A 21,994-nucleotide genomic window follows, 5' to 3' on the forward strand; every position below is an offset into this window, starting at 1 on the left:
CAGTAACCCAGTGCAGTAGCTAGAGCTGGTCGCCCAGCCAGGCGCGCGCCGAGGCGAGCATCTGCTTGACCACGTCGAGGTCGAACGCCCACAGCTCAATCGCGTGCGGGGCGCCCTCGACGATTTCCAGCTGCGCGGGCACCCCGGCCTCGCGCAGGCGGCGGGCGTAGCTGCAGATCTCCTCGTAGAACAGCTCGATGTCGCCGGTTGACAGCCAGGCGGGCGGCAGCCCTGACAGATCGACCCGGCGGGCGGGCACCGCGTACTCGGGCACGTGTTCCTTTCCTGGCGCTTGGCCCAGGTAGGAAGTCCACGCGAAACGCGTCTGCTCGTTGTTGGCCACCGGCCTGTCACGCGGGACGTCGCGTCTGCGGTCCGCGGTGGGGCGGTCGTCAAGCATCGGGCAAAACAACCACTGGGCCCGGGGTTGGGGGCCGTGCTCGTCGTACAGCCGTTGGCACGCCGCGGCGGCCAGTCCGCCGCCCGCGCTTTCGCCGCCGATGGCGAACGGTTCGCCGAATTCGTCGGCGTGCTCGTGCATCCACGCCCACGTGTGAAGCGCCGCGTTGAGGCCGGCGGGGAACGGGTGGGCAGGGGAAAGCGGATAGCGCGGGGCAATCACGGTGACGCCAACCTCCGCGGCGGTGTTCGCGCACAACGGGCCGTCTTGGCTCGGGTGCCCGATGATGTGGCCGCCGCCGTGGAGCCACAGCAGCGCGCCCTTGGGGTTGCGAGGTTTGTAAATGAGGGTGCGGCCCGACCGGAGCAGCTCTACGCCTTCGCGATGGGGGTGGGGAAACAGCGCCTGCCCGTGGGAGGCGAGCCAGCGGGTCGCGCCGTATTCCACATGCGGGTGGGGGATGAGCCGCGCGCGCCTGCGAAATTCTGGCCGGACGAGCGGCATGATCGACTCGGTCACAGGAACTGTCCCAAAAACTCGGTGAGTTTGCCGGGTTCCTCGTCCTCGAAGCGTTGGTCCACCACCACCAGCGGCGCGGTGTACTTCTCGTCCGCTTCGCCGGGGTTCTTCACCACTACGAGGTCGGTGCCGTAGGCGTCGCTCAGCAGCTTCCACGAAAAGCCCTCGCGCACGAGCGCCTGGCCCAGTGCGGTGCCGTAGATGCGGGCCGTCTCCCCGCGCGGGTACGAGCGCCGCACGTCTGGGGGAAGCGCAAGGTAATCGGTGAGATCGGCCTCGAACGAGCCGACGATATCGGCCGGGGAGCCGTTGATGCCGCGGCCCGCTGCTTCCGCAAGGTCCGCGTCGATCTGGCTTTGGGTCGCTGAGTCTATGTCTGCAAATGCCATAGGGTGCATCGTATGAGCAAAAAGAAACCGCGTCCCACGCCAGTGCCCGCCGAGCCGATCCCGGGCCTCGTCGATGCGCATACGCACCTCGCCTCCTGCGGTGCGCGCACGCAGGAAGAGATCGATGCCGTTGTGGGCAGAGCTGTGGTCGCCGGCGTGGAGCGCATTTGCACCGTCGGTGACGGGTTGGAGGAAGCCAAGCTTGCGCTTGAGGCCGCGCACCTGCATGACCGTGTCTTTGCCGCGTGCGCGATCCATCCGACGCGGGCCCATGAGCTGGGCAGCGACGCTCGCGCGGAACTCACCCGCATGGCAGCGGATACGCGCTGCGTGGCGGTGGGGGAGACCGGCATCGACACGTACTGGCTCACGCACGACGCGGACACCACCGCGCCACTTGAGGTGCAGGAGGAAGCGTTTCGCTGGCACATCGACCTGGCGGTGGAATCGGGCAAGGCGCTGATGATCCACAACCGCGAGGGCGACGCCGAGGTCATGCGCATTCTCGACGACGCTCCGCGCCCGAAGCACGTGATCCTGCACTGCTTTTCTTCGCCCCTGGACGTGGCGCGGGAGGCGATCGAGCGCGGCTACGTGCTCAGCTTCGCCGGCAATGTCACGTTCAAGCGTAATGAGGAGCTGCGCGCTGCAGCGGCGCTCGCGCCGGTGGGGCAGCTGCTGGTAGAAACCGATGCGCCGTTCATGACGCCGGAGCCGTTCCGCGGGGCGAAGAACGAGCCGGCATTGATCGGGCACACCGCCAAGGTGGTCGCCGAAGCTCGCGGAATGGACGTGGCAGATGTTGCGCGTGAGGTGGCCGAGACGTTCTCCCGCGTCTACGGGGTGTGAGCTGGGCGGGAAACGCTTGAAACGCAGCGGGCGTTACCGTATTGTTACCCGGGTTATCTGCTGAGGAGTTGCAGTCGAGCCCACCTGTGAGGAAGCACATGACCCGCCAGACGAAACGGATCACCCCGAAAAAGACCGCCACCAAACGCGCCGTCGCCGGCAGTGTCGCCGGCGCCGTGCTTGTGGGCGGTGCGGGCACCGCGCTCGCGACCCAGAAGCAGATCACTGTCGATGTCAACGGTGAGCAGACCAATGTGCGCACCTACGCGTCGGACGTCGCAGGCGCGCTGCAGGCCGCGGATGTAGAGGTCGCGCCGGCAGACTTGGTGTACCCGGCGCCGGGCGAGAAGCTCGACAGTGGCGACACGGTCACCGTGCGCACCGCGAAGCCGGTCGCCGTGGTCATCGACGGCGTGGCGCAGCAGATCACCTCCACCGCCAGCACGGTCGGCGAGCTGATCGACCAGGCGGGCGTGGCGGGTGCGGCCGCTGTGGACGCCGACCGCGACCAGCCGGTCACCGAAGGCATGAACCTCGACGTGACCACCCCGAAAATCGTCGCGCTGCGTGACGGCGGTGAGCTGACCTACATCTCCGCCGCCGCGAAGACGGTGGGCGAGCTGCTGTCGGCCCGCGGCACGACGTTTGACTCGGACGACCGACTCAACGTCGCCCTGTCTGAGCCCGTCGTGGCCGGCATGGAGATCGTGCTGGACCGGGTGAGCACCGTTGACCGCCCGGAGACGGTCGCGGTGGAGGCCCCCGCCGAGTATGTCGAGGACGCGACCCTCGAGGAGGGCACCGAGAAGCTCCGGGAAAAGGGCGAGCAGGGCGAATCCAAGATCATCCACCGCACGGTCACCGTCAACGGCGTGGTGGAGTCGGCAAAAATCACCGAGGAAAAGGTGGTGAAGAAGGCGAAGCCGGCCGTCATCGCGCGCGGCACCAAGAAGCCCGCACCCGCAACAAGCGCCCCGGCGACGACGACTGCCCGCCCTGCAACCTCAACCGCGGCCGCGCCGGCGGTTGCGGGCGGCAGCGTGTGGGACTCCATCGCGCAGTGCGAGTCCGGTGGCAACTGGGCCATCAACACGGGCAACGGCTACCAGGGCGGCCTGCAGTTCTCGCCGTCCACTTGGGCGGGCTACGGCGGCACCGAGTACGCCGCCACTGCGGACCAGGCCACCCGCGAGCAGCAGATCGCCGTCGCCGAGCGTGTCCAGGCCGCACAGGGCTGGGGCGCGTGGCCGGCCTGCACCGCCCGCCTGGGTATCCGCTAGATGGGCCGGTCAAGGCTCCTCGGTCCCGCGGAAATCCGCGAGCTTGCGGCAGAGCTGGACGTCACGCCGACGAAGAAGCTGGGGCAGAACTTTCTGCACGACCCCAACACCGTGCGCCGCATCGTCGCCGCTGCGGACGTCTCTCCGGACGACCACGTCGTCGAGGTGGGCCCCGGGCTCGGTTCCCTCACCCTGGGGCTGGTGGACACCGTGGCGAGCGTGACCGCGCTGGAGATCGACCCACGTTTGGCCGAACGCCTACCCGCCACTGTCAGCGAGTTCGCGCCGGAATTCGCTGGGCGCCTCACCGTCATCAACACCGACGCGTTGCAGGTCACCCGCGACGACTTTGTGGAAGCGCCAACCGCGCTGGTGGCCAACCTGCCCTACAACGTCTCGGTGCCGGTGCTGCTGCATTTGTTGGCGGAGCTGCCGTCGATACGCAGGGTGCTGGTGATGGTGCAGAAGGAAGTTGCGGACCGCCTCGCCGCGCAGCCCGGGTCGAAGATCTACGGGGTGCCCAGCGTCAAGGCCGCGTTCTATGGCGACGTCTCGCGAGCGGGCACGATTGGCAAACACGTGTTTTGGCCGGCGCCGAACATCGAGTCGGGGCTCGTGCGCATCGACGTCGCACCCGATGCACCCCGCGACCTGCGCGAGACCGTCTTTCCGTTGGTCGACGCCGCCTTCGCGCAGCGCCGCAAAACGCTGCGCTCGACGTTGTCGGGCGTATACGGCTCCGCTGCGACCGCCGAGGCGGCCCTGCGCGAGGCCGGCATCGACCCGGGGCTGCGCGGCGAGAAGCTCACCGTGGACGACTTCGTCCGACTTGGAGAGGCGCGCCATGCCGCGTGAGATTGCCGCGTCCGCCCCGGGCAAGGTGAACCTGCACCTCGGCGTGGGGGAGGCCCGCGCTGACGGCTACCACGACCTAGTCAGCGTCTTCCACGCCGTGGACCGGCGTGAGGTGGTGCGGCTGCGCATCGACGGCGATCCCGTAGACGGGCCGGTAGTGGCCTCCATGCGCACCACGTTTTTCGTGGACCAGCCGGACGAGGACATCGACGGGCCGGGCAACCTCGCGTGGCGGGCCGTTGAGGCGGTGGTCGCGCGCGCCGGTGTGGCCGTGCCCCGCGTGCACATCGAGGTGGACAAGCACGTCTTCGTCGCGGGAGGGATGGCTGGCGGTTCCGCGGATGCGGCAGCCGCGCTCGTCGCCACGAACGCGCTGGTGGCAGAGTACGGCGACCCGCTGCCCACCGAGGCGCTCCGCGACCTCGCCGCGCAGCTCGGCGCCGACGTGCCGTTTTCGCTCATGGGCGGCACCGCGCTCGGTACCGGCCGCGGCGACGAGCTGGTGGAGATGCTGTCCCGCGGCCGCCTGCACTGGGTGTTTGTGAACCCCAAGATCGGCATCCCCACTGGCAGGGCGTTCTCGCTTCTCGACGACCTCCGGCACGGCGACCCCGCCCTTGTCCCGCACCTCAACCCGACGGCGCTCTCCCAGGCACTCACGTCCGGCGACACCTCACGGGTGGCGGCCGCGCTGCACAACGACCTCGAGCCGGCCGCCGTGACCATGCGCCCGGTGCTCAAACGCGTCTTAGAGGCAGCAGGGCAGGCGGGCCGCCGCGCGCTGGTCTCCGGCTCCGGTCCCACCGTGGCCGTGCTGTGCGACAACGCCGACGCCGCCCACGCCGCCGCCGGCCAGTTGGCGGAGCAGTTCGACGGCTACGAGGTGTTCGTCGCCGAAGGGCCGGACCGCGGGGCTGTCGTCGAACATGTGAGCTAATTCCGCGGCCCATGCGTCGACGCGCGCTGTAGCGTGCCGGGCATGCCGCTTATCGACGCCACACGCAACTACCTCGACGGCAACACCTCCAGCGTGGAGACTCGCCTGGGCGATTTCGCCGCTGCCGGCCCGCCCACCGTGAAAGGGCGGCCGATCTGGGAGCACCTACCCCGGGTGAGCCAGCTCAAGCGCGACGGCCAGCCGAGGGCCGCGCTCGCGTTGGCGGAAACCCTCATGGTGGCCATGCAGGACGCCTCGCGCCAGGACCCGGCGTGGGCGTTGGATCTCTACGTCGCCGAGGTGGCGGCGCTCCACAGCGCGCTGGGCCAGTACGCCGCGTGTGCCGACGTCATCCGCGGCTGGATCGCGTCCGCGCCGCGAGCCCGCCACGCGGACGCCCGGGTGAACCTGGAAAAGCGGCTGGCCAAGGCGCAAGAGCGCAACGCCCGCCGCGAGGGGCGCGACCCTGCACCGCACAAGGCCGCGTGGCAGGCCAAGGTGGCCGAAGAAAAGGCGCTGCCCACCACACCGCGCGCGGAGCTGACCGGAAAATCACGGGCGCCGAAGAAGGTGGCGGCGGCGAAGTGGATACCGTCGAGAAGCGAGCTGCTCCAAGACGAGTTCGTCGCGGTCGACTTCGAAACCGCCAACCGACTCTCCGGCGCCTCGGCGTGTCAGGTGGCGCTGGTGAAGGTCGCCGGCGGGGAAGTGGTGGACCAGCTGTGCACGTACCTGCGCCCGCCCGAGGAGTACATCCGGTTCGAATTCAGCCACATCCACGGCATTTATCGCGGCGACATCGAGGACGCACCCTCCTGGTTCGACATCGCCGACGAGATCGTGCGTTTCGTCGGCGGCGCGCCTGTCTACGCGCACAACGCCACCTTCGACGCGTCGGTGTGGCGGGGGCTGGACCGTTACTACTTCACCGGCACGTACCCGGAGCGGTTTTACTGCACCTGCCGCATGGCGAGGCGCCTGCTGCCGCACCTGGCAGACCACCGCCTGCCCACCGTCGCGGAGTATTGCGCGCCGGGGTTTGCGTTGGAGCATCACCGGGCGGACTCGGACGCGTTGGCGTGCGCGCACATCGTCGCACAGCTGCAGCGCAGCCGAGGACTGCACGCGTTGCTCCCCGCGTAAACTACACACCCAATATGGCTAACCTGATCAACCTGGAAAACGTCTCGAAGACTTGGGGGCTGAAAACGCTGCTGGACGGCGTCTCGCTCGGTGTGCAGACGGGCGAGCGCATCGGCATCGTCGGCGTCAACGGCGGTGGCAAGACCACGCTGCTCGAGGTGCTTACCGGCATCGAGCCGCCGGACAGCGGCCGCGTCTCGCACACCTCTGACCTGCGCATGGCGGTGGTCACGCAGCGCTTTTCGCTTGACGACGCCCTGACGGTGGGCCAAGCCGTCGTCGAGCCGCTGGGCCTACAGACCTTCGAATGGGCATCCAACGCCAAGGTGCGCGAGGTGCTGCAGGGCACCGGCGTGGCTGAGCTGGGCCTTGACACCCCAGTGGGGCAGTTGTCCGGCGGTGAGCGCCGGCGCGTCAACCTCGCCGCGGCGCTTGTCCAGGACCTCGACCTCGTGGTGCTGGACGAGCCGACGAACCACCTCGACGTGGAGGGCGTGCAGTGGCTCGCGGACCACCTGCTGTCGCGCAAGGTCGCCGTCGTGGTGGTCACGCACGACCGCTGGTTCTTAGACACCGTGGCCACGCTGACCTGGGAGGTTCACGACGGGACGGTGGACGTCTACGAAGGCGGCTACAACGACTGGACCTTCGCGCGCGCCGAGCGGGCTCGCCAGGCCGACGCGATCGAACAACGCCGCCAAAACCTCGCCCGCAAGGAGCTGGCCTGGCTGCGCCGCGGCGCGCCCGCCCGCACCTCCAAGCCGCGCTACCGCATCGAAGCGGCGGAAGCGCTGATCAAAGACGTGCCGCCGCCGCGCGACACCGTGGAACTCATGGCGTTTTCCAAGCAGCGGCAGGGACGCGTAGTCATCGAGCTCGAGGACGCGCGCATCGACGCCCCCGACGGGCGCACGCTCGTCGACCGCCTCACCTGGCGGCTCGCCCCGGGCGAGCGCATCGGCCTGGTCGGCGTGAACGGCTCCGGCAAAACCACGCTGCTGCGCACCCTGGCAGGGGAGTACCCGCTCGCAGCCGGCAAGCGGATCGAGGGGCAGACCACCCGCATTGGCTGGCTGCGCCAAGAGCTCGACGATCTTGACCCGGAGCGCCGCGTCATCGACGCCATCGAGGACGTGGCCACCTACATCTCGTTCGGCAAAGGCGAGCTGTCCGCCTCGCAGCTGGCGGAGCGGCTCGGATTTTCCCCCAAGCGGCAGCGCACCCCGGTGCGGGACCTCTCCGGCGGCGAGCGGCGGCGCCTGCAGCTCACACGCGTGCTCATGGCCGAGCCGAACGTGCTGCTTCTCGACGAGCCGACCAACGACTTAGACATCGATACCCTCCAGGAGCTGGAGAACCTCCTGGACTCCTGGCCGGGCACCCTCGTGGTGATCTCGCACGACCGCTACCTCATCGAGCGCATCGCCGATTCCACCTATGCCCTGTTCGGCGACGGCGAACTGACCAACCTCCCCGGCGGCATCCAGCAGTACCTGGATACCCGCGCCGCGCAGGCCCGGAGCGCCGGGACGCTGGATCTGGGCGAGGGGAAACCGGAGGTCGTCGAGAAGCAGTTGAGCTCCCAGGAGGAGCGCGAACTGCGCAAGAAGATGAACGCGCTGGAGCGAAAGATTGCCAAGGAAGACGAGCGGGCCGCGGCGCTGGAAGCCGACATTGCCGAGCTGAGCGAGACCGGCGACTTCGACGCCATCGGCACCAAGACCAAGGAACTCACCGCTGTGAAAGACGCCCGCGAAGCGCTTGAGCTGGAGTGGCTTGAGCTGGGGGAGACGCTGGAAGGCTAACCCGGCGTAGGGTGGGGCGCGTGATTTTGATCAACGTGCGATTCAAGCCCCTGCCCGAGAACGTGGAGAACTTCCGCGAGCTGGTGAAGGACTTCACCGACGCCTCCCGCGCCGAGGAGGGCAATATCTTCTTCGACTGGTACCGCAACGAGGACAACCCCGACGAGTACCTGCTCATCGAGGCCTTCCAGGACGACGCCGCCGAGGCCCACGTCAACTCCGACCACTTCAAGGCGGCGCAGGAGTTCTTCCCCACGATTCTCAAGGAGACCCCCACCATCATCAACACCCTCATCGAGGGCAAGACGGAGTGGGACGAGATGGCGGAGTTCAAGGTCTCCTAGGGGTAACCCGGGTGGGGCGAATTGTCTGCTGGGACGCAGTGATGCCTTAGTATCTCCCACATCACATTTCCCGTCTTTGAAAGGGGTGTCCCAGTGACCGCTCCAGATCCCACCCTCGGCGGTGCAACCGCAGCCGACGCGACCGCGAAACCGCCGGCTGCGGCCCGGGGCATCGGCCCCATGGTCGGCGCCATCTTCCTCATGGCGACATCCGCCATCGGCCCCGGCTTCCTCACCCAGACGTCCGTGTTTACGGCCCAGATGGGGGCGGCGTTCGCGTTCGCGATCTTGCTGTCGATTCTGGTGGACATCGTCATCCAGCTCAACGTGTGGCGCATCCTCGGCGTGTCCGGTCTGCGCGCGAGCGAGCTGGCCAACTCTGTGCTGCCCGGCCTCGGCTGGGTGCTGGCCGTTCTCGTGGGTATCGGCGGGCTGGTGTTTAACATCGGCAACATCGCCGGCACCGGTCTCGGTGTGCAAGCGTTGACGGACGGCGCGGTCGACCCGAAAGTCGGCGGCGCTATCTCCGCGCTCATCGCGATCGTGGTGTTCCTGTGGAAGCGCGCGGGCGCGGCCCTCGACGTCATCGTCGGCATCCTTGGCGCGTTGATGATTCTGCTCATGCTGTACGTGGCTATCTCGTCGAACCCGCCCGTGGCGGATGCCCTGCGTCAATCCGTCGCGCCGGAAGCGGTGGATTTCAAGGTCATCACCACGCTCATCGGCGGCTCCATCGGCGGCTACATCGTCTTCGCCGGCGTGCACCGTCTCATCGACGCCGGCCACACCGGGCCGGAGAACATGGACTACATCTCCCGCTCCGCGGTCACCGGCATCATCGTCACCGGGATCATGCGCGTACTGCTGTTCCTCGCGGTGCTCGGCGTGGTCACGACCGGTGTCGCCCTGTCCAAGGACAACACCGCCGCCGACGTCTTCTACCACGCCGCCGGCGACTTCGGCCGCCGCGCGTTCGGCCTGGTGCTGTGGGCGGCGGGCTTGTCCTCGGTGATCGGAGCGTCGTTCACCTCGATCTCGTTTCTGACCAAGCAGGGCTTCGACCCGAAAAAGCGCGGCTGGCTCACCGTCGGCTTTATCGTGATCTCCACGGTGATTTACCTGTTCGTGGGTTCCGCTCCGCAAAAGCTGCTCATCTTCGCCGGCGCGTTCAACGGCCTGATCCTGCCGATCGGGTTCGCCGTCGTCTTGTTCGTGGGCTTCTTCCGCCGCGACCTGTTGCACGGCTACAAGCCGCCGATGTGGATGCTCGTGCTCGGCGCCGTCACGCTTGTCGGATGCGCGTGGATGGGCTGGAGCTCTATCGCAACGCTACCGAAGCTGTGGGCATAGGTTTGCCGTGCAGCCCGCTTCGATGACGCCCGCGCAGGCCCGCGCGTTGTTCCGCACCACCGGCGCGGCGACGACGGCGGGCTTTTCCGCTGGCTACGCCCAAGCAAACCTGATCGCGCTGGACAAGCAGTACGCCTTCGACTTTCTCCTATTCGCCCAGCGCAACCCAAAGGCGTGCCCGCTGCTGGGGGTGCTGGAGCCGGGGCAGGTGTCCTCGCCGCTGCTCGCAGGCGGCGACATTCGCACCGACATCCCGTCCTACCGCATCTATGCGCAGGGCTCGCTTATCGACGAACCTTCGGACGCCGCCGCCTACTGGACCGACAACACCGTCGCGTTCTTGATCGGCTGTTCCTTCACCTTCGAGCAGGCGCTTCTGGACAACGGCGTGCCAGTCGCCCACATCGACCAGGGCGTGAACGTGCCGATGTACCTCACCAACATCGACTGCGAGCCCGCCGGCGCCTTCTCCGGGAAGATGGTGGTGTCCATGCGTCCCATCCCTGCCGGGTTGGTGGCGGACGCGGTGCGCATCACCTCCCGCTACCCGGCGGTGCACGGCGCGCCGGTGCATGTCGGCGAGCCGGGCCTGATCGGCATCGACGATCTGGGCGCGCCCGACTTCGGCGACGCCGTGGACATCCCGGACGGTACCGTCCCAGTGTTCTGGGCCTGCGGGGTCACCCCGCAGTCGATCGTGATGCACTCGAAACCCGACCTGGCCATCTGCCACTCGCCGGGAAAGATGCTGGTTACCGACGCGCGCGACCTGGTATATCAGGTGCCATGACGCGCACGACGATTGCTCTCGTTCTCGCCGGGGGCCGCGGTTCCCGGCTCAGCCCGCTAACCGATCACCGCCCGAAACCCGCGGTGCCGCTCTTCGGAAGCTTTTCGCTTATCGACGTCACCTTGTCCAACCTTGCTCATTCCGGCCTGCGCAATGTGTGGATTGCCGAGCAGTACCTGCCGAACCACCTCAACCACCACCTCGCAGGAGGCAGACCGTGGGACCTGGACGGCACCCGCGACGGGCTACGTGTGCTGCCGCCGCGCGAGGGCGGCGAGGGCGACGGCTTTACCGAAGGCAACGGACATGCCCTCTACCAACACTTGGCGGAGGTGGAACGCTATGGCGCGGACACCCTTGTGGTGTGCAGCGCGGATCACCTGTACCAGCTGGACTTCCGGGACGTGCTGGAACAGCACGATCGCCTCGGCAGCGATCTGACGGTCGTGACCACTGAGGTAGCCGAGGATCCGTCGCGCTACGGCGTTGTCGCTTCCCACGGCGGGGAGGTGGTCGCATACGACTACAAGCCGGAGTCGCCGACGGGGTGTGTCGTGGCCACAGAGGTGTTCGTCTACTCCGTCGGCGCGTTGCGCAAGGCCTGCGACGCACTGGTCGACGCCGATTCGGATGGTGCAGATTTAGCCGATTACGGCGACACGATCGTTCCGTACATGGTGGAACATTGCCATGTGCATGAGTTCCGCATGGAGGGCTACTGGCGCGATTTGGGCACGATTGACGCCTACTTCCAGGCGCACATGGAACTTATCGACGATCACGGCCTCGACATCTTCCGCACCGACTGGCCCTTGGTGACCAACTTGCACGCAGCACCACCCGCCCGCGTGCATGCAAAAGCGGAGGTCCACGACAGCCTCCTGTGCCCCGGTGCGAACGTCTCCGGCAACGTCGAGCACAGCGTGATCGGCCCAGGTGTCGTTGTGGAGGCGGGAGCGACAGTTCGCCGCAGCATTCTCATCGGCGACGTCCGCGTGCTTGCCGGCGCGGTGCTGGAATCTGTCATCGCCGACCGTGGCGCGCACGTGCCGGAGGGTCGTACCGGAGCAACAAAACCCGGACCGGGCAACATCACCGTGCTTTCTGTGGATAACTAACGCCTGCTTGCCGACGACTTATCCACAGCTTTTGGCTCGGCCCTTGCGTGTGGGTTTTAGCTGTTTAATGTCGAGCGCATGAATCCGTTTGAAGCGCTCGTGGAGGCGATGTCGGCGTCGGCGTTGGAGACGCTGGCCAGCTTCGACCTTGACGTTGCGCTGGCCGCCGGCTTCGCCCCGGACAGGGCGCGGGCGTTCTCCCGGCTGCAGACGGTGTATTTCGGGCGCACTAGTTTCACCCGCAAGCAGCGGGAGGCGCGCTCGCGGGCGGCCGAGTTTTCTCTGGACGAGTTGCTGCTCATCGAGCGCCGCATTGCGCGGGTGTCCGATGCTGCTGAGCGGTGGGGGCTGCGGCTGGAGCTGTTGCGTGTCGACGGCGGCTACCGGGCGATCGAGCAGGCGGCGCGCGAGCTGGCGCCGGCCGACGATGCGCCGGTTTCAGATGCGGCGAAGTTCGGCCCGTCCCGAAACGGGAAAAGACGCTGCATTGGACGCTCGACGAGCGGGAGATGACGGACATCGAGTTCGCCGGCAGGCAAGGCATCGACCCGTCGAAGCCGGCAGCAGAGCAAGTCGCGCAGAATTTGGCGGCGATCTTTTTCGGCGGGGGCGGGGTGGCGCGTGCGGTGCCGCGGCCGATTCTGGCGGTGGGCCTGCCCGATTTCGTGCGCATCACGGCCGGCGAGGGTGATGATGTGGTGTTGGCCTTGTCGGATGGGACGACGATGACGGGTGCGGAGTTTCTCGCGGCCCAGTTTGGCGACATTTTGGAAGTCGCCACCTTCCACCCGGAGGCGGGTGCGGTGAACCTCTACCGCACCGAGCGCCGGGCGAATCAGAAGCAGCGGGATTTGGCGAAGATGGTCTCGCCGGTGTGTGCCTTCCCCGGCTGCAGACACGGGGCCGACGCCTGCGAGTTGCATCACGTTACCGCGTGGAAGCATGGTGGTGAGACGAACCTGGACAACCTAGCGCCGTTGTGCCGGTACCACAACCGGATCAACGACGACGACCCGGGGCAGAGCAAGCGCGGGCGGATCGCGATGATCCGCGGTGCACCTGTATGGATTTCACCCCACGGTCACCCGGTGAGAAACACCGACCGCGGGGTGATGGAGACACTGTTCGGCTAGGAAATAGTCGCGATGGCGGCGTTGGCCTTGACGCGCTCGCCCTGCTGCGCGGCGAGGGAAATTTGGCCGTCGCGGGGGGCCTTGACCGAGGACTCCATCTTCATCGCCTCGATGGTGGCAATGGCGTCCCCCTTGGACACGATGTCGCCGTCCTCGACGAGCCATTCCACGATGGTGGCTTCGTAGTTCGTGGTCACCGCGCCCGCCGCCTCGCTGGACGGGGCTGCCGTCGCCGAGTCGTTGGACGCGCCGGCGCCGCCGCCAAGGAGCGCGACGGGGAAACCGATGGTGTGCAGCTTGCCGTCGATTTCGATGACGACGTCGCGGCGCTCGTCGTAAATGTGCTCGATGTCCACGCCGTTGTGCTTCTGCGACGGGGAGTAGTTGTGGTCGACCCAGTCGGTGTAGACGCCGAGGCTGTCGCCGGTGAGCTCCGGGGATTCCACCATGTCGCGGTGGAACGGCAGCACGGTGCGCACGCCCTCGATGCGGAACTCGGAAAGCGCCTGCTTCGCGCGGCGCAGTGCGGTCTCGCGGTCGGGGCCCCACACGACGAGTTTGCCCATCAGCGAGTCGTAGTACGGCGGGATCTGGCCGCCGGTGCGCACGCCGGTGTCGATGCGAACGCCCGGGCCAGTGGGCACGTCGAAGCGTGTGACGGTACCCGGGGACGGCGCGAAGCCGTTGGTAACGTCCTCGGCGTTAATGCGGAACTCGAACGCGTGCCCGCTTACCGACGGGTCGATTCCGTCGCCGCCGTGCGTGCCCTTCTCCTCGACGAAGGAGAGGGGGAGCCCGTCTGCGATGCGGAACTGCTCGGCGATGATGTCCACGCCCGTGATCGCCTCGGTGATGGGGTGCTCGACCTGGACGCGGGTGTTGACCTCCAAAAACGACACGGTACCGTCTTCGGAGACGATGTACTCCACAGTGCCGGCGGACTGGTAGTTCGCCTTGCGGATGATCTCGCGGGCGCCCTCCTCAATGGCGGTGCGCTGCTGGTCGGTGAGGAACGGGGCGGGGGCTTCCTCGATGAGTTTTTGGAACCGGCGCTGGGTGGAGCAGTCGCGGGTGCCGAGGACGGCGACGTTGCCGTGGGCGTCGGCAAGCACCTGCGCCTCGACGTGGCGGGGGTGGGTGAGGAACTTCTCCACGTAGCACTCGCCGCGGCCGAACGCCTCGCGCGCCTCGCGGCCGGCGGAGGCGAAACCTTCCTCGATGTCCGCTTCGTCGAAGACGACCTTCAGGCCGCGCCCGCCGCCGCCAAACGCCGCCTTGATGGCGATCGGCATGCCGTGTTCTTCGGCGAAGTCGCGCGCCTCCTCCCAGGTGGACAGTGGCTCGCCGGTGCCGGGTGCGAGCGGGGCGTCGGCCTCGACGGCCAGGGCACGAGCGGAAAGCTTGTCGCCGAGCAGCTCGATGGCGTCCGGCGAGGGCCCAATCCAGGTCAGGCCGGCCTGCTCGACGGTGCGGGCGAATTCGGCGTTTTCGGACAGGAAGCCGTAGCCGGGGTGCAGGCAGTCGGCGCCGGCGCGGTGGGCAATTTCGATGAGCGCCGGGATGTTCATGTACGTCTCAGCCGACGTTTTGCCAGGCAGGAGGTACGCCTCGTCGGCGACCTGCGTGTGCAGTGCGCCGGTGTCGGGCTCGGAGTAGACGGCGATGGAGCGGATGCCGAGGTCGCGGGCGGTGCGAGCGATGCGGACGGCGATTTCGCCGCGGTTGGCAATCAGGACAGCAGAAAGAGTCATCGTTAACCTTCCGGTGTGTAGCGCTCGAAGCGGAGTGTTCCGCCGGGCGGGAGTTGTGCGGCGATGTCGACGTCTTCGTTGATCACGGTGGCGATCACCGGGTATCCGCCGGTGACGGCGTGGTCGCGGAGGAAGAGCACGGGTTGGCCGTTCGGCGGGATCTGCACGGAGCCTGCCACCATGCCCTCGCTGGGCAGCTCGCCGTCGCGCGCGCGGGTCAGCGGAACGTCTGACTCGAGGCGCAGGCCCACACGGTTGGAGTCGCCCGTGACGGTGAACGTGGTGGAGAAGAACTGCTCCACGGCCGCAGCGTCGAACCAGTCGTCGCGCGGGCCGAGGACGCAGCGCACCACGCCCGTGACACCCGCGCCGTCGCGCTCCACGCGCAGCGGGTTGGACAGCAGCGAGTTCGCGGACTGCGGCGGCGTGAGCGACATTGCGATCGTGTCGCCGGCGGCAAGCGGCTTCGGACCGAGCCCGGAGAGCATGTCGGTCGCGGCAGAGCCGAGCTCGGTGTCCGCAATCAACCCGCCGCGCACGGCGGCGTAGGTGCGGAAGCCGAGGCGCGCGGGCCCCACCACTACCTCCGCGCCGGCGGGCACGATGGTCGGGGTGGCCAGCGGCGCGGGCCGGCCGCCGACCGTGACATCCGCGTCCGCGCCGGTGACGCAAATGACGGACTCCACCAGCGCGGTCATGGCCAACCCGCCGACGTTTTCCAGCAGCGTCGCGTTGCGCTTGTTGCCCACGGCCGCGTTGGCGGTGCGCGCGGACGCGCGGTCGGCGGACCCGGACGTGGTCACGCCCAAGTTGCCGTTGCCCTGGCGGCCGAGATCTTGGTACAGCGTTTGCAGGCCAGCGTCATCGAGCGCGAACACCGGGCGCCGGGGCGGGGAGGACAGGTGCTTGCGCGCGGGCTGGGAATCCTCCGGCAGTGCCTCGACCGCCCGGTAGCGCACGCGGTCACCCGGCGCGACCAGCGCGGGTGGGGTAGCGGTGGAGTCCCACATCGGCGTGTTCGTGGTGCCGATGAGCTGCCAGCCGCCGGGTGAGGTGCGCGGGTAGACGGCGGAGAACTCGCCGGCGAGCGCGACGGCGCCAGCGGGCACGGCGGTGCGCGGCGAGTCGCGGCGGGGGATCACGAGCGCCCGGGACGCGTCGTCCGGCACGCAGTAGGTGAACCCGGGCGCGAACCCGCCAAAGGCGGCAACCCAGGTGGTGGAGGTGTGCCAGTCGATCAGCTCGTCGGGGGACATGCCGAGCGACGCGGCCAGCGCCCCCACGTCCTCCCCGTCGTAGCGCACGTCGATCTCAATGTCGCGCGGGGAGCCCAAGTCGGCGGTGTCGGGGGAGTAGTTGGCCAAAACGTCGATGGCGTTGGTGGTGGCAGTGGGCGAGTCGAAGGTGACTAGCACCGTGCGCGCCGCCGCGACGACGTCGGTTTGGCGCGGCAACGGGGTCGCAGACAGCGCGGCGTAGAAATCCATGACCGTCTGCAGGTCGGGAAGGTCGACGATAAGCGCGCGGGTGCCCACCCGTTTGACGGTGACGCTCATAGGACGGCCTCGATGCGGATGCCTTTGTCGTGAAGCGTGCGCGCCACGCGCCGGGTCATCTCGACGGAGCCCGGCGAGTCGCCGTGGACGCAGACCGACTCGGCCTGGACCTTCACCTCGGTGCCGTCGATGGCGGTCACTGAGCCCGTGGCGGCGACCTGCAGCACTCGCTTAGCCACGTCCTCCGGGTCGCGCAGCACCGCCCCCGGCTCGCGCCGCGACACGAGCGTGCCGTCGGGGTTGTAGCCGCGGTCCGCGAACGCCTCGCGGATCACGCGCAGGCCAGCCCGCTCCGCGATGTCGACGGCGACGCCGCCGGGCAGGAGCATGACGGCCAGTTCGGGGCTGAATGCCGTGATGCCGTCGATGACGGCCTTGGCGTGCGCCTCGTGGTGGACGATCGTGTTGTACAGCGCGCCGTGCGGCTTGACGTAGCGCACGGCAAGGCCGTGGACGCGGGCCAGCGCGTCGAGGGCGCCGATTTGGTAGAGCGTCTCGTCCGCGAGCTCGGCGGGCGTGTAGTCCATGAACCGGCGGCCGAAGCCGACCGGGTCGCGGTATGCCACGTGCGCGCCGATGGTCACGCCGTGGGCGGCGGCGTCGCGCAGGGTCGCGGCAATGGAGTGGGGGTCGCCCGCGTGGAAGCCGGTGGCGACATTGGCGCTGGAGACCAGTTCCAGCATTGCTGCGTCGTCCGCCACCGGGTTGCCCGCGGTGGTCTCGCCGAGGTCAGCATTGAGGTCGATGTGCATGGCCTTAGTTATACAACCCGCCACATGTGACCTGTTACTCCGTCCGCCGGGCGCGGCCGCGCCAGGTGGATGCCCGCGGGTACGGTTACGCCCATGAGCCACGACACGAAACCGCCGAAACTGTCCAAGAAGGCCTACGAGAAGGAGCTGCTGCGCCTCCAGGCCGAGCTGGTGGCCATGCAGCAGTGGGTGGTGGCGCGGGGGGAGCGCCTCGTCATTGTTATGGAGGGCCGAGACGCCGCCGGCAAGGGCTCCGCCATTAAGCGCATCACTCAGTACTTGAATCCGCGCACCTGCCGCGTCGAGGCGCTGCCCGCACCCACTGAGCGCGAGCAGGGCCAGTGGTACTTCCAGCGCTACGTGGAGAAGCTGCCCTCCGCCGGCGAGATCGTCATCTTCGACCGGTCTTGGTACAACCGCGCCGGCGTGGAGCGCGTGATGGGCTTTGCCACTTCGCAGGAGTACCGGCGCTTCCTCCACCAGGCGCCCATTTTCGAGCGCCTCCTCGTGGAAGACGGCATCATGCTGCGGAAGTACTGGTTCTCCGTCTCGGACGAGGAGCAGTACAGGCGGTTCAAGTCACGCCGTGACGACCCGCTGCGGCAGTGGAAGCTCTCGCCGATGGACCTTGAGTCCATCACCAAGTGGGAGGAGTACTCGCGCGCGAAGGACGAGATGTTCGTGCACACCGACATCCCGTCGGCGCCGTGGTACACGGTGGAGAGCGAGGACAAGAAGCGCTCGCGCATCAACGTCATCTCGCACCTGCTGTCCACCATCCCGTACGAGCACATCGCGACGGAGCTGCCGGAGATCCCGCCGCGCCCCGAGACGGCGGACTACGAGCGCCCGCCTCGCGACGAGTTCCGCTACGTGCCCGACGTCGCCGCCAAGCTGGAGCGCGGCAACAAGAAGAAGAAAAAGAAGTAGCCTATCGACGCTTCGGTCGCCCCCGCGGGCTGGAGACAGTCTTATCGCCCGGGATCCAAAACCGCAGCGGGGCGTCGGCGTTTTTGGAGATGCCGATGCGCGGGCCCGCCACCCAGTCCGGCTCCTCGTCGCGCTGGGTGAGCTGCACCGGGGTGCCGTTGTCCGACAGCGTCAGCCCGAGCGCCTGGCCGAGGTTGCCGGGGCCGCGCGCCAAGTTTTCAAACGCGATCGGGGCCCGCTCCGGGCGCTGCCTGCGCTCGCGCGCGAGGTCCTCGCCAGCGACGACCTCGCCGCCGCGCATCAGGCAACCCTGGCCCTCGCCCTCCGGCGCGCACACGATGTTGCCGTTGTGGTGAATGCCGTAGGAGAAGTACACGTACAGCCTGCCGGGAGGGCCGAACATTGCCGCGTTGCGCTCCGTTTTTCCCCGGTAGGTGTGCGCCGCCGAGTCGTTGGAGCCGAGGTAGGCCTCGACCTCGGTGAGGCGCACGCTCACCCCGTTATGCGTGATCACGCAGCCGAGCAGCTGCGGCGCGACGACGTCGGCGGTCTGGGAGAAATCAATTACTGAAGCCACTGTGCCAGCCTAACGACGACCCCGTGCTCCGCGTTCGTCCCCACCACCTCGTCAGCCACCGCCTTGAGGTCGGCGTGCGCGTTACCCATCGCCACGGCGTGCCCCGCGGCCTGCAGCATGCCGTAGTCGTTGAGGTAGTCGCCAAAAGCTGCGGTGTCGGACATTGCTACGCCCAGCACGCCGGCGAGCTCCGCCAGCGCCTTGCCTTTGTCCGCCTCCGGGTGCATGAGGTCCAGCCAGTGGGCGCCGGAGACCACCGCCCGCAGCTCGGGCACGAGTTCCTGCACCCACGGGTAGGCGTCTTGCTCCGCGTCGGATTCGACGTAGAGCGCGAGTTTGACGGTGGGGGTTGGACGCTCCACTTCGAGCGCGGTGCGCGAGGCGTAGTACTTGTCCACCTCCGCGTCCACGAGCGGCGGCAGCGCGGCGGTGGCGGCGACCTCGGGTGCGCACACCACGAGGTGGGCGGTAAAGGGGGCGTCCGGCAGTGCGGCGAGGAGGCGCTGCACCGGGGCGTCGGGGAGCGCTGTTGTGGACACCACGCGCCCGCCGTGCCACACCACCGCACCGTTTTCGGCGATGAATGTGTCGCAGCCGGGGAACATCGCCTGCAGCGTTGCTAGCTGGCGCCCAGATGCGGGGGCGATGGTCACCCCCTGGGCACGTGCGCTGTCCAGCAGCCCCCAAAACTCGTCCGGCACCCGCCCCGATGGGTCGAGCAGCGTGCCGTCCATGTCCAATGCGATCAACCGAGGCGTCTGCATGTGCAACACTATGGCGGTATGAGCGAGTGTGTGACAACTGAGGTACGAGGCACCACCGGCGTGATTGCGCTCGACCGCCCCAAAGCGTTGAACTCCTTGAACCCCGGGATGGCCCGCGCCATCGACGCCGCACTCGATGCGTGGCGCGACGACGACGCCGTCGAGCAGGTGGTCATCCACTCCACCGGCAAGCACTTCTGCTCCGGCGGCGATGTCCGCGCCGCCCGCGAGGGCATGCTCGACGGCCGCGAGGTCGAGGTGGACGCGTTTTTCGCCGACGAGTACGCCATGAACCTGAAGATCGCGAACTACCCCAAGCCCTACATCGCCCTGTGCAGCGGCGTGATTATGGGCGGCGGCATGGGCGTCTCCGCTCACGGCTCGCACATGGTGGTTGCCGAGGACGCGTTCGCCTCCATGCCGGAGATGAACATCGGCTACATCACCGACGTGGGCATGTCGTGGCTGCTGCAGAACCTGCCGAAGGCGCCGTCGCAAAGCTTGGGCGCCTTTCTGGGCCTGACCGGCTATCGCATGTCGCCCGACGACATGCTGGCCACCGGCCTGGCCACGCACAAGGTTGCAACGCTTGACGGGGTGCTCGACGGCATCGTCGCCCAGGGGCCGGGCTACGTGGACACCATCGCGCTGGACGCGGGGGAGTCGGAGCTTCTGTCGCTTACCGACGACATCGATTCCGCCTTCCACGGACCCTGGGCCGAGATCCAGGAGCGATTAAGCGGGGAGCTGGCGGAGCTCGTCGAGAAGCTGACGGCGCAGGCCTCGCCCTCGTCGCTCGTGGCGGCCGCCGAGCTGTTTGCGGCCAACGCCGCGCAGGACCTAGCGGGCGCGCTAGACAACGAGCGGCGCTTGGGCGCGGTGATGCTGCGCGAGCCCGACTTCGCCGAAGGGGTGCGCGCGGTGCTGGTGGACAAGGACCACGCGCCGCGCTTCGCGCCGCAGCCCGACCCGGCGAAGTACCGCGGCGTCCTACGCTAGCGGCAGCAGCGGGGCGACGAGCTTCGCGCCTAGGCCCAGCAGCGCCCACACGGCGAGGACAGCCGCGATAGCAGCGGCGATGACCTCCCACGCTGACATCCCGGACGAGGCGAGGTGTGCCTTTGCGTGGTCGGACGTCGCCCCGAGCGGCAGGCAGGCCTCTAGCTCGTCGAGCGTGTAGAACATCGAGCCGTCCTCGATGGGCACGCACCCGGCGTGGAACGGCACCTCGGCCTCGTTGTAGAGCATCCGCACGATCGTCTCGTCCTTGTCGTTTTGGAACGCATCCCACTGGATGTTCGCCGCCATCGGCGAGACCGCATCGCCGCGCCACGGCGAGTTGGAGTAGTCCATCACCTCGTCGGCGGGAACGCCCTGCTCGGAGCCCGGCAGCTTCAACAGCGCCGCCAACGGGATGATGGTTTCAGCGTGCCCGAACCGGTACTCCGCGGCCGTGGTCCCTCCCTCTGCCCGCTGGCGCACGCCCTCGAGCATGTGGTCGAGCAGCGGCTCGAAGTTGTCGTACGAGACCGTCTGCCCCGCAATGGCCGGGCCCTTCTCGTAGAAGTCCTCCACGTCGAGCAGGTATGCGAAGGTGGGCCCGGAAGCGTCGTCCATGTACTCGTCGAAAATCCAGCCTTCCGCGGGCTTGGCTTCCTCCCGCTCCATGGCGGGGGAGATGATGTAGAGGTTGTAGAACTGCAGCGCCGCGTCGACGATGCCCTCGACCGTCTTGTCTGGGTTCTCCTTGCCGGTGAACTGCACGTTGCCGGAATCGATCGCCTCGATGAAATCCGGCGCGAAGATCTTGCGCAGCAGGCCTTTAGCGGCCTCGCGGGACGCAGGTTTGTCGTACGCTTGCTGCACCTTTTCCTTGAGCTCGCCGCTGTCTTTCCACTCGTTGTACCTCTTGTAGCTTTCGGCCTTCTTGTCCTTGTGCGCGTACAGCAGGTCCTGGCGGGTCTCCAGCTCCACGTGGCCGTCGGTGGTGCCGGATGCGAGGTTGTCGGTGAGCTCGTCGCGATCGTCGAGCAGACCGTGGCCGAAGTACCACCCGGATTCGGTTGCGCGGTCCTCGCCGGACGTCAGGAACGACACGGAGAGGTCGTCGCGCTCGATGGTGTCGAGCAGGGGCGCGTTGCGCGTGGCGTTTCGCTCTCCGATGCCACGCAGCTCTTCGCGTCCGAACGCGGTGAGGTTGCCGTAGCCGCCTTCGCCGGGCCCGGTGAGAGCACGGTTTGCTTGGCTCATCGCTTCGACCTGGGGGATGAGGCGCTCGCCGAGCTCAGTGAGTTGACCGCGCTTTTCCGCCTCGGCGAGCATTTGAGCCGCCAGGTCGTCGTACTTGAAGCTGGACAGGCCGCGTGAACCGTGGCGGTTGACGCTACCGGTGTAGATCTGCCGGAAGCCGGCGGGTGCCGCGCTGTAGCTGTCGATCGCGGCGGCGGGGGAGTACGGCTGCTTCGTTGAGTAGTAGGTGGTATCTTCGGCGGCCGCCAGTGGCGCGGCTGCGGCAGTAAGCGCTGCGGCACTTACCGCAGCGATTCGGCGACGGGATTTGGTGGACACGGGAAGACTCCTAAAGACATAGGCGACAGGGGACAAGCCGCACGCTAATCGCGGCAGGTGAACGGAGAATGAACCCGCGGGGTGAACCGTTACCCGCGCGCTGGAACCAGCCGCTAAGGTAAGGGGGCGATTCCGGGCGAGGAAATTGCCCCCGATTCCCACATGCTGAAGGAGCGACGTTGAC

At 67.8% G+C, this 21,994-nt stretch carries 22 protein-coding genes; 14 read left to right on the top strand and 8 right to left on the bottom strand.

Going from position 1 to position 21,994, the window contains the following annotated elements; genetic code table 11:
• Positions 1-19 precede the first annotated feature (19 nt).
• Entirely contained in the window at positions 20-919 is a 900-nt protein-coding gene (locus HF989_RS00415; RefSeq protein ID WP_168683406.1) for an alpha/beta hydrolase fold domain-containing protein, read from the bottom strand.
• Positions 916-1,308, bottom strand: coding sequence for a DUF3806 domain-containing protein (locus tag HF989_RS00420; RefSeq protein WP_038610567.1), 393 nt, complete (start codon positions 1,306-1,308; stop codon positions 916-918). The genes HF989_RS00415 and HF989_RS00420 overlap by 4 nt, the downstream gene beginning before the upstream one ends.
• Before the next feature lie 12 nt (positions 1,309-1,320).
• Here HF989_RS00420 and HF989_RS00425 point away from each other — a divergent pair, with 12 nt between their 5' ends.
• The 12 genes from HF989_RS00425 to HF989_RS00480 all read left to right on the top strand — a co-directional run bounded on the left by HF989_RS00425 (position 1,321) and on the right by HF989_RS00480 (position 12,912).
• Positions 1,321-2,157, top strand: coding sequence for a TatD family hydrolase (locus HF989_RS00425; protein WP_168683407.1), 837 nt, complete (start codon positions 1,321-1,323; stop codon positions 2,155-2,157).
• A 98-nt stretch (positions 2,158-2,255) separates the two neighbouring features.
• Positions 2,256-3,437, top strand: coding sequence for a resuscitation-promoting factor (locus HF989_RS00430; protein ID WP_168683408.1), 1,182 nt, complete (start codon positions 2,256-2,258; stop codon positions 3,435-3,437).
• Positions 3,438-4,292, top strand: coding sequence for a 16S rRNA (adenine(1518)-N(6)/adenine(1519)-N(6))-dimethyltransferase RsmA (gene rsmA, locus HF989_RS00435; RefSeq protein ID WP_168683409.1), 855 nt, complete (start codon positions 3,438-3,440; stop codon positions 4,290-4,292).
• Positions 4,282-5,229 carry a 4-(cytidine 5'-diphospho)-2-C-methyl-D-erythritol kinase gene (locus tag HF989_RS00440; protein WP_168683410.1) on the top strand — a complete coding sequence of 316 codons (948 nt, stop codon included), beginning with the start codon at positions 4,282-4,284 and terminating at the stop codon, positions 5,227-5,229. The genes rsmA and HF989_RS00440 overlap by 11 nt, the downstream gene beginning before the upstream one ends.
• Positions 5,230-5,271: 42 nt before the next feature.
• On the top strand, positions 5,272-6,372 hold the full coding sequence (locus HF989_RS00445; RefSeq protein ID WP_168683411.1) for a 3'-5' exonuclease: 1,101 nt from the start codon (positions 5,272-5,274) through the stop codon (positions 6,370-6,372).
• Between the two features lie 14 nt (positions 6,373-6,386).
• Positions 6,387-8,177, top strand: a complete 1,791-nt coding sequence (locus tag HF989_RS00450) for an ABC-F family ATP-binding cassette domain-containing protein (RefSeq protein WP_168683412.1) — start codon at positions 6,387-6,389, stop codon at positions 8,175-8,177.
• 20 nt (positions 8,178-8,197) lie between these two features.
• Positions 8,198-8,521, top strand: a complete 324-nt coding sequence (locus HF989_RS00455) for a putative quinol monooxygenase (RefSeq protein WP_038610584.1) — start codon at positions 8,198-8,200, stop codon at positions 8,519-8,521.
• A gap of 180 nt (positions 8,522-8,701) precedes the next feature.
• Positions 8,702-9,871, top strand: a complete 1,170-nt coding sequence (locus tag HF989_RS00460) for an NRAMP family divalent metal transporter (protein WP_168683672.1) — start codon at positions 8,702-8,704, stop codon at positions 9,869-9,871.
• Positions 9,872-9,893: 22 nt separating this feature from the next.
• Positions 9,894-10,661: a putative hydro-lyase gene (locus HF989_RS00465; RefSeq protein WP_168683671.1), complete on the top strand. Its 768-nt coding sequence runs from the start codon at positions 9,894-9,896 to the stop codon at positions 10,659-10,661.
• Positions 10,658-11,779 carry a glucose-1-phosphate adenylyltransferase family protein gene (locus HF989_RS00470; protein WP_168683414.1) on the top strand — a complete coding sequence of 374 codons (1,122 nt, stop codon included), beginning with the start codon at positions 10,658-10,660 and terminating at the stop codon, positions 11,777-11,779. Before HF989_RS00465 ends, HF989_RS00470 begins: the two co-directional genes overlap by 4 nt.
• Positions 11,780-11,857: 78 nt before the next feature.
• A complete protein-coding gene (locus HF989_RS00475; protein WP_168683415.1) occupies positions 11,858-12,292 on the top strand; it encodes a hypothetical protein in 435 nt (144 codons plus the stop codon).
• Entirely contained in the window at positions 12,289-12,912 is a 624-nt protein-coding gene (locus tag HF989_RS00480) for an HNH endonuclease signature motif containing protein (protein ID WP_168683416.1), read from the top strand. Before HF989_RS00475 ends, HF989_RS00480 begins: the two co-directional genes overlap by 4 nt.
• Here HF989_RS00480 and HF989_RS00485 read toward each other — a convergent pair.
• Genes HF989_RS00485 through HF989_RS00495 form a run of 3 tightly spaced genes read right to left on the bottom strand, consistent with a single transcriptional unit; the run spans position 12,909 to position 16,971 of the window.
• Positions 12,909-14,663: an acetyl/propionyl/methylcrotonyl-CoA carboxylase subunit alpha gene (locus tag HF989_RS00485; RefSeq protein WP_168683417.1), complete on the bottom strand. Its 1,755-nt coding sequence runs from the start codon at positions 14,661-14,663 to the stop codon at positions 12,909-12,911. The genes HF989_RS00480 and HF989_RS00485 overlap by 4 nt on opposite strands.
• 2 nt (positions 14,664-14,665) lie before the next feature.
• A complete protein-coding gene (locus HF989_RS00490; RefSeq protein ID WP_168683418.1) occupies positions 14,666-16,219 on the bottom strand; it encodes a 5-oxoprolinase subunit B/C family protein in 1,554 nt (517 codons plus the stop codon).
• Complete coding sequence (locus HF989_RS00495) at positions 16,216-16,971, bottom strand: LamB/YcsF family protein (RefSeq protein ID WP_168683419.1); 756 nt, start codon at positions 16,969-16,971, stop codon at positions 16,216-16,218. The genes HF989_RS00490 and HF989_RS00495 overlap by 4 nt, the downstream gene beginning before the upstream one ends.
• A gap of 93 nt (positions 16,972-17,064) precedes the next feature.
• On the opposite strand from HF989_RS00495, the gene ppk2 reads away from it, so the two are divergent.
• Entirely contained in the window at positions 17,065-17,901 is an 837-nt protein-coding gene (gene ppk2, locus HF989_RS00500) for a polyphosphate kinase 2 (protein ID WP_168683420.1), read from the top strand.
• Between the two features lies 1 nt (position 17,902).
• Here ppk2 and HF989_RS00505 read toward each other — a convergent pair whose 3' ends face one another.
• Both HF989_RS00505 and HF989_RS00510 read right to left on the bottom strand, forming a co-directional pair.
• Positions 17,903-18,478: a DNA-3-methyladenine glycosylase gene (locus tag HF989_RS00505; protein WP_168683421.1), complete on the bottom strand. Its 576-nt coding sequence runs from the start codon at positions 18,476-18,478 to the stop codon at positions 17,903-17,905.
• A complete protein-coding gene (locus HF989_RS00510) occupies positions 18,466-19,242 on the bottom strand; it encodes an HAD family hydrolase (RefSeq protein ID WP_168683422.1) in 777 nt (258 codons plus the stop codon). Before HF989_RS00510 ends, HF989_RS00505 begins: the two co-directional genes overlap by 13 nt.
• 30 nt (positions 19,243-19,272) lie before the next feature.
• On the opposite strand from HF989_RS00510, the gene HF989_RS00515 reads away from it, so the two are divergent.
• On the top strand, positions 19,273-20,241 hold the full coding sequence (locus HF989_RS00515) for a 3-hydroxyisobutyryl-CoA hydrolase (RefSeq protein WP_343033498.1): 969 nt from the start codon (positions 19,273-19,275) through the stop codon (positions 20,239-20,241).
• On the opposite strand, the gene HF989_RS00520 is transcribed toward HF989_RS00515, so the two are convergent.
• Positions 20,233-21,810 (bottom strand): histidine-type phosphatase, encoded by a 1,578-nt coding sequence (locus tag HF989_RS00520; RefSeq protein WP_168683424.1) that lies wholly within the window; start codon positions 21,808-21,810, stop codon positions 20,233-20,235. The genes HF989_RS00515 and HF989_RS00520 overlap by 9 nt on opposite strands.
• Positions 21,811-21,994 lie beyond the last annotated feature (184 nt).

The organism is Corynebacterium mucifaciens (assembly GCF_012396315.1).
Classification (GTDB): Bacteria; Actinomycetota; Actinomycetes; order Mycobacteriales; family Mycobacteriaceae; genus Corynebacterium; species Corynebacterium mucifaciens.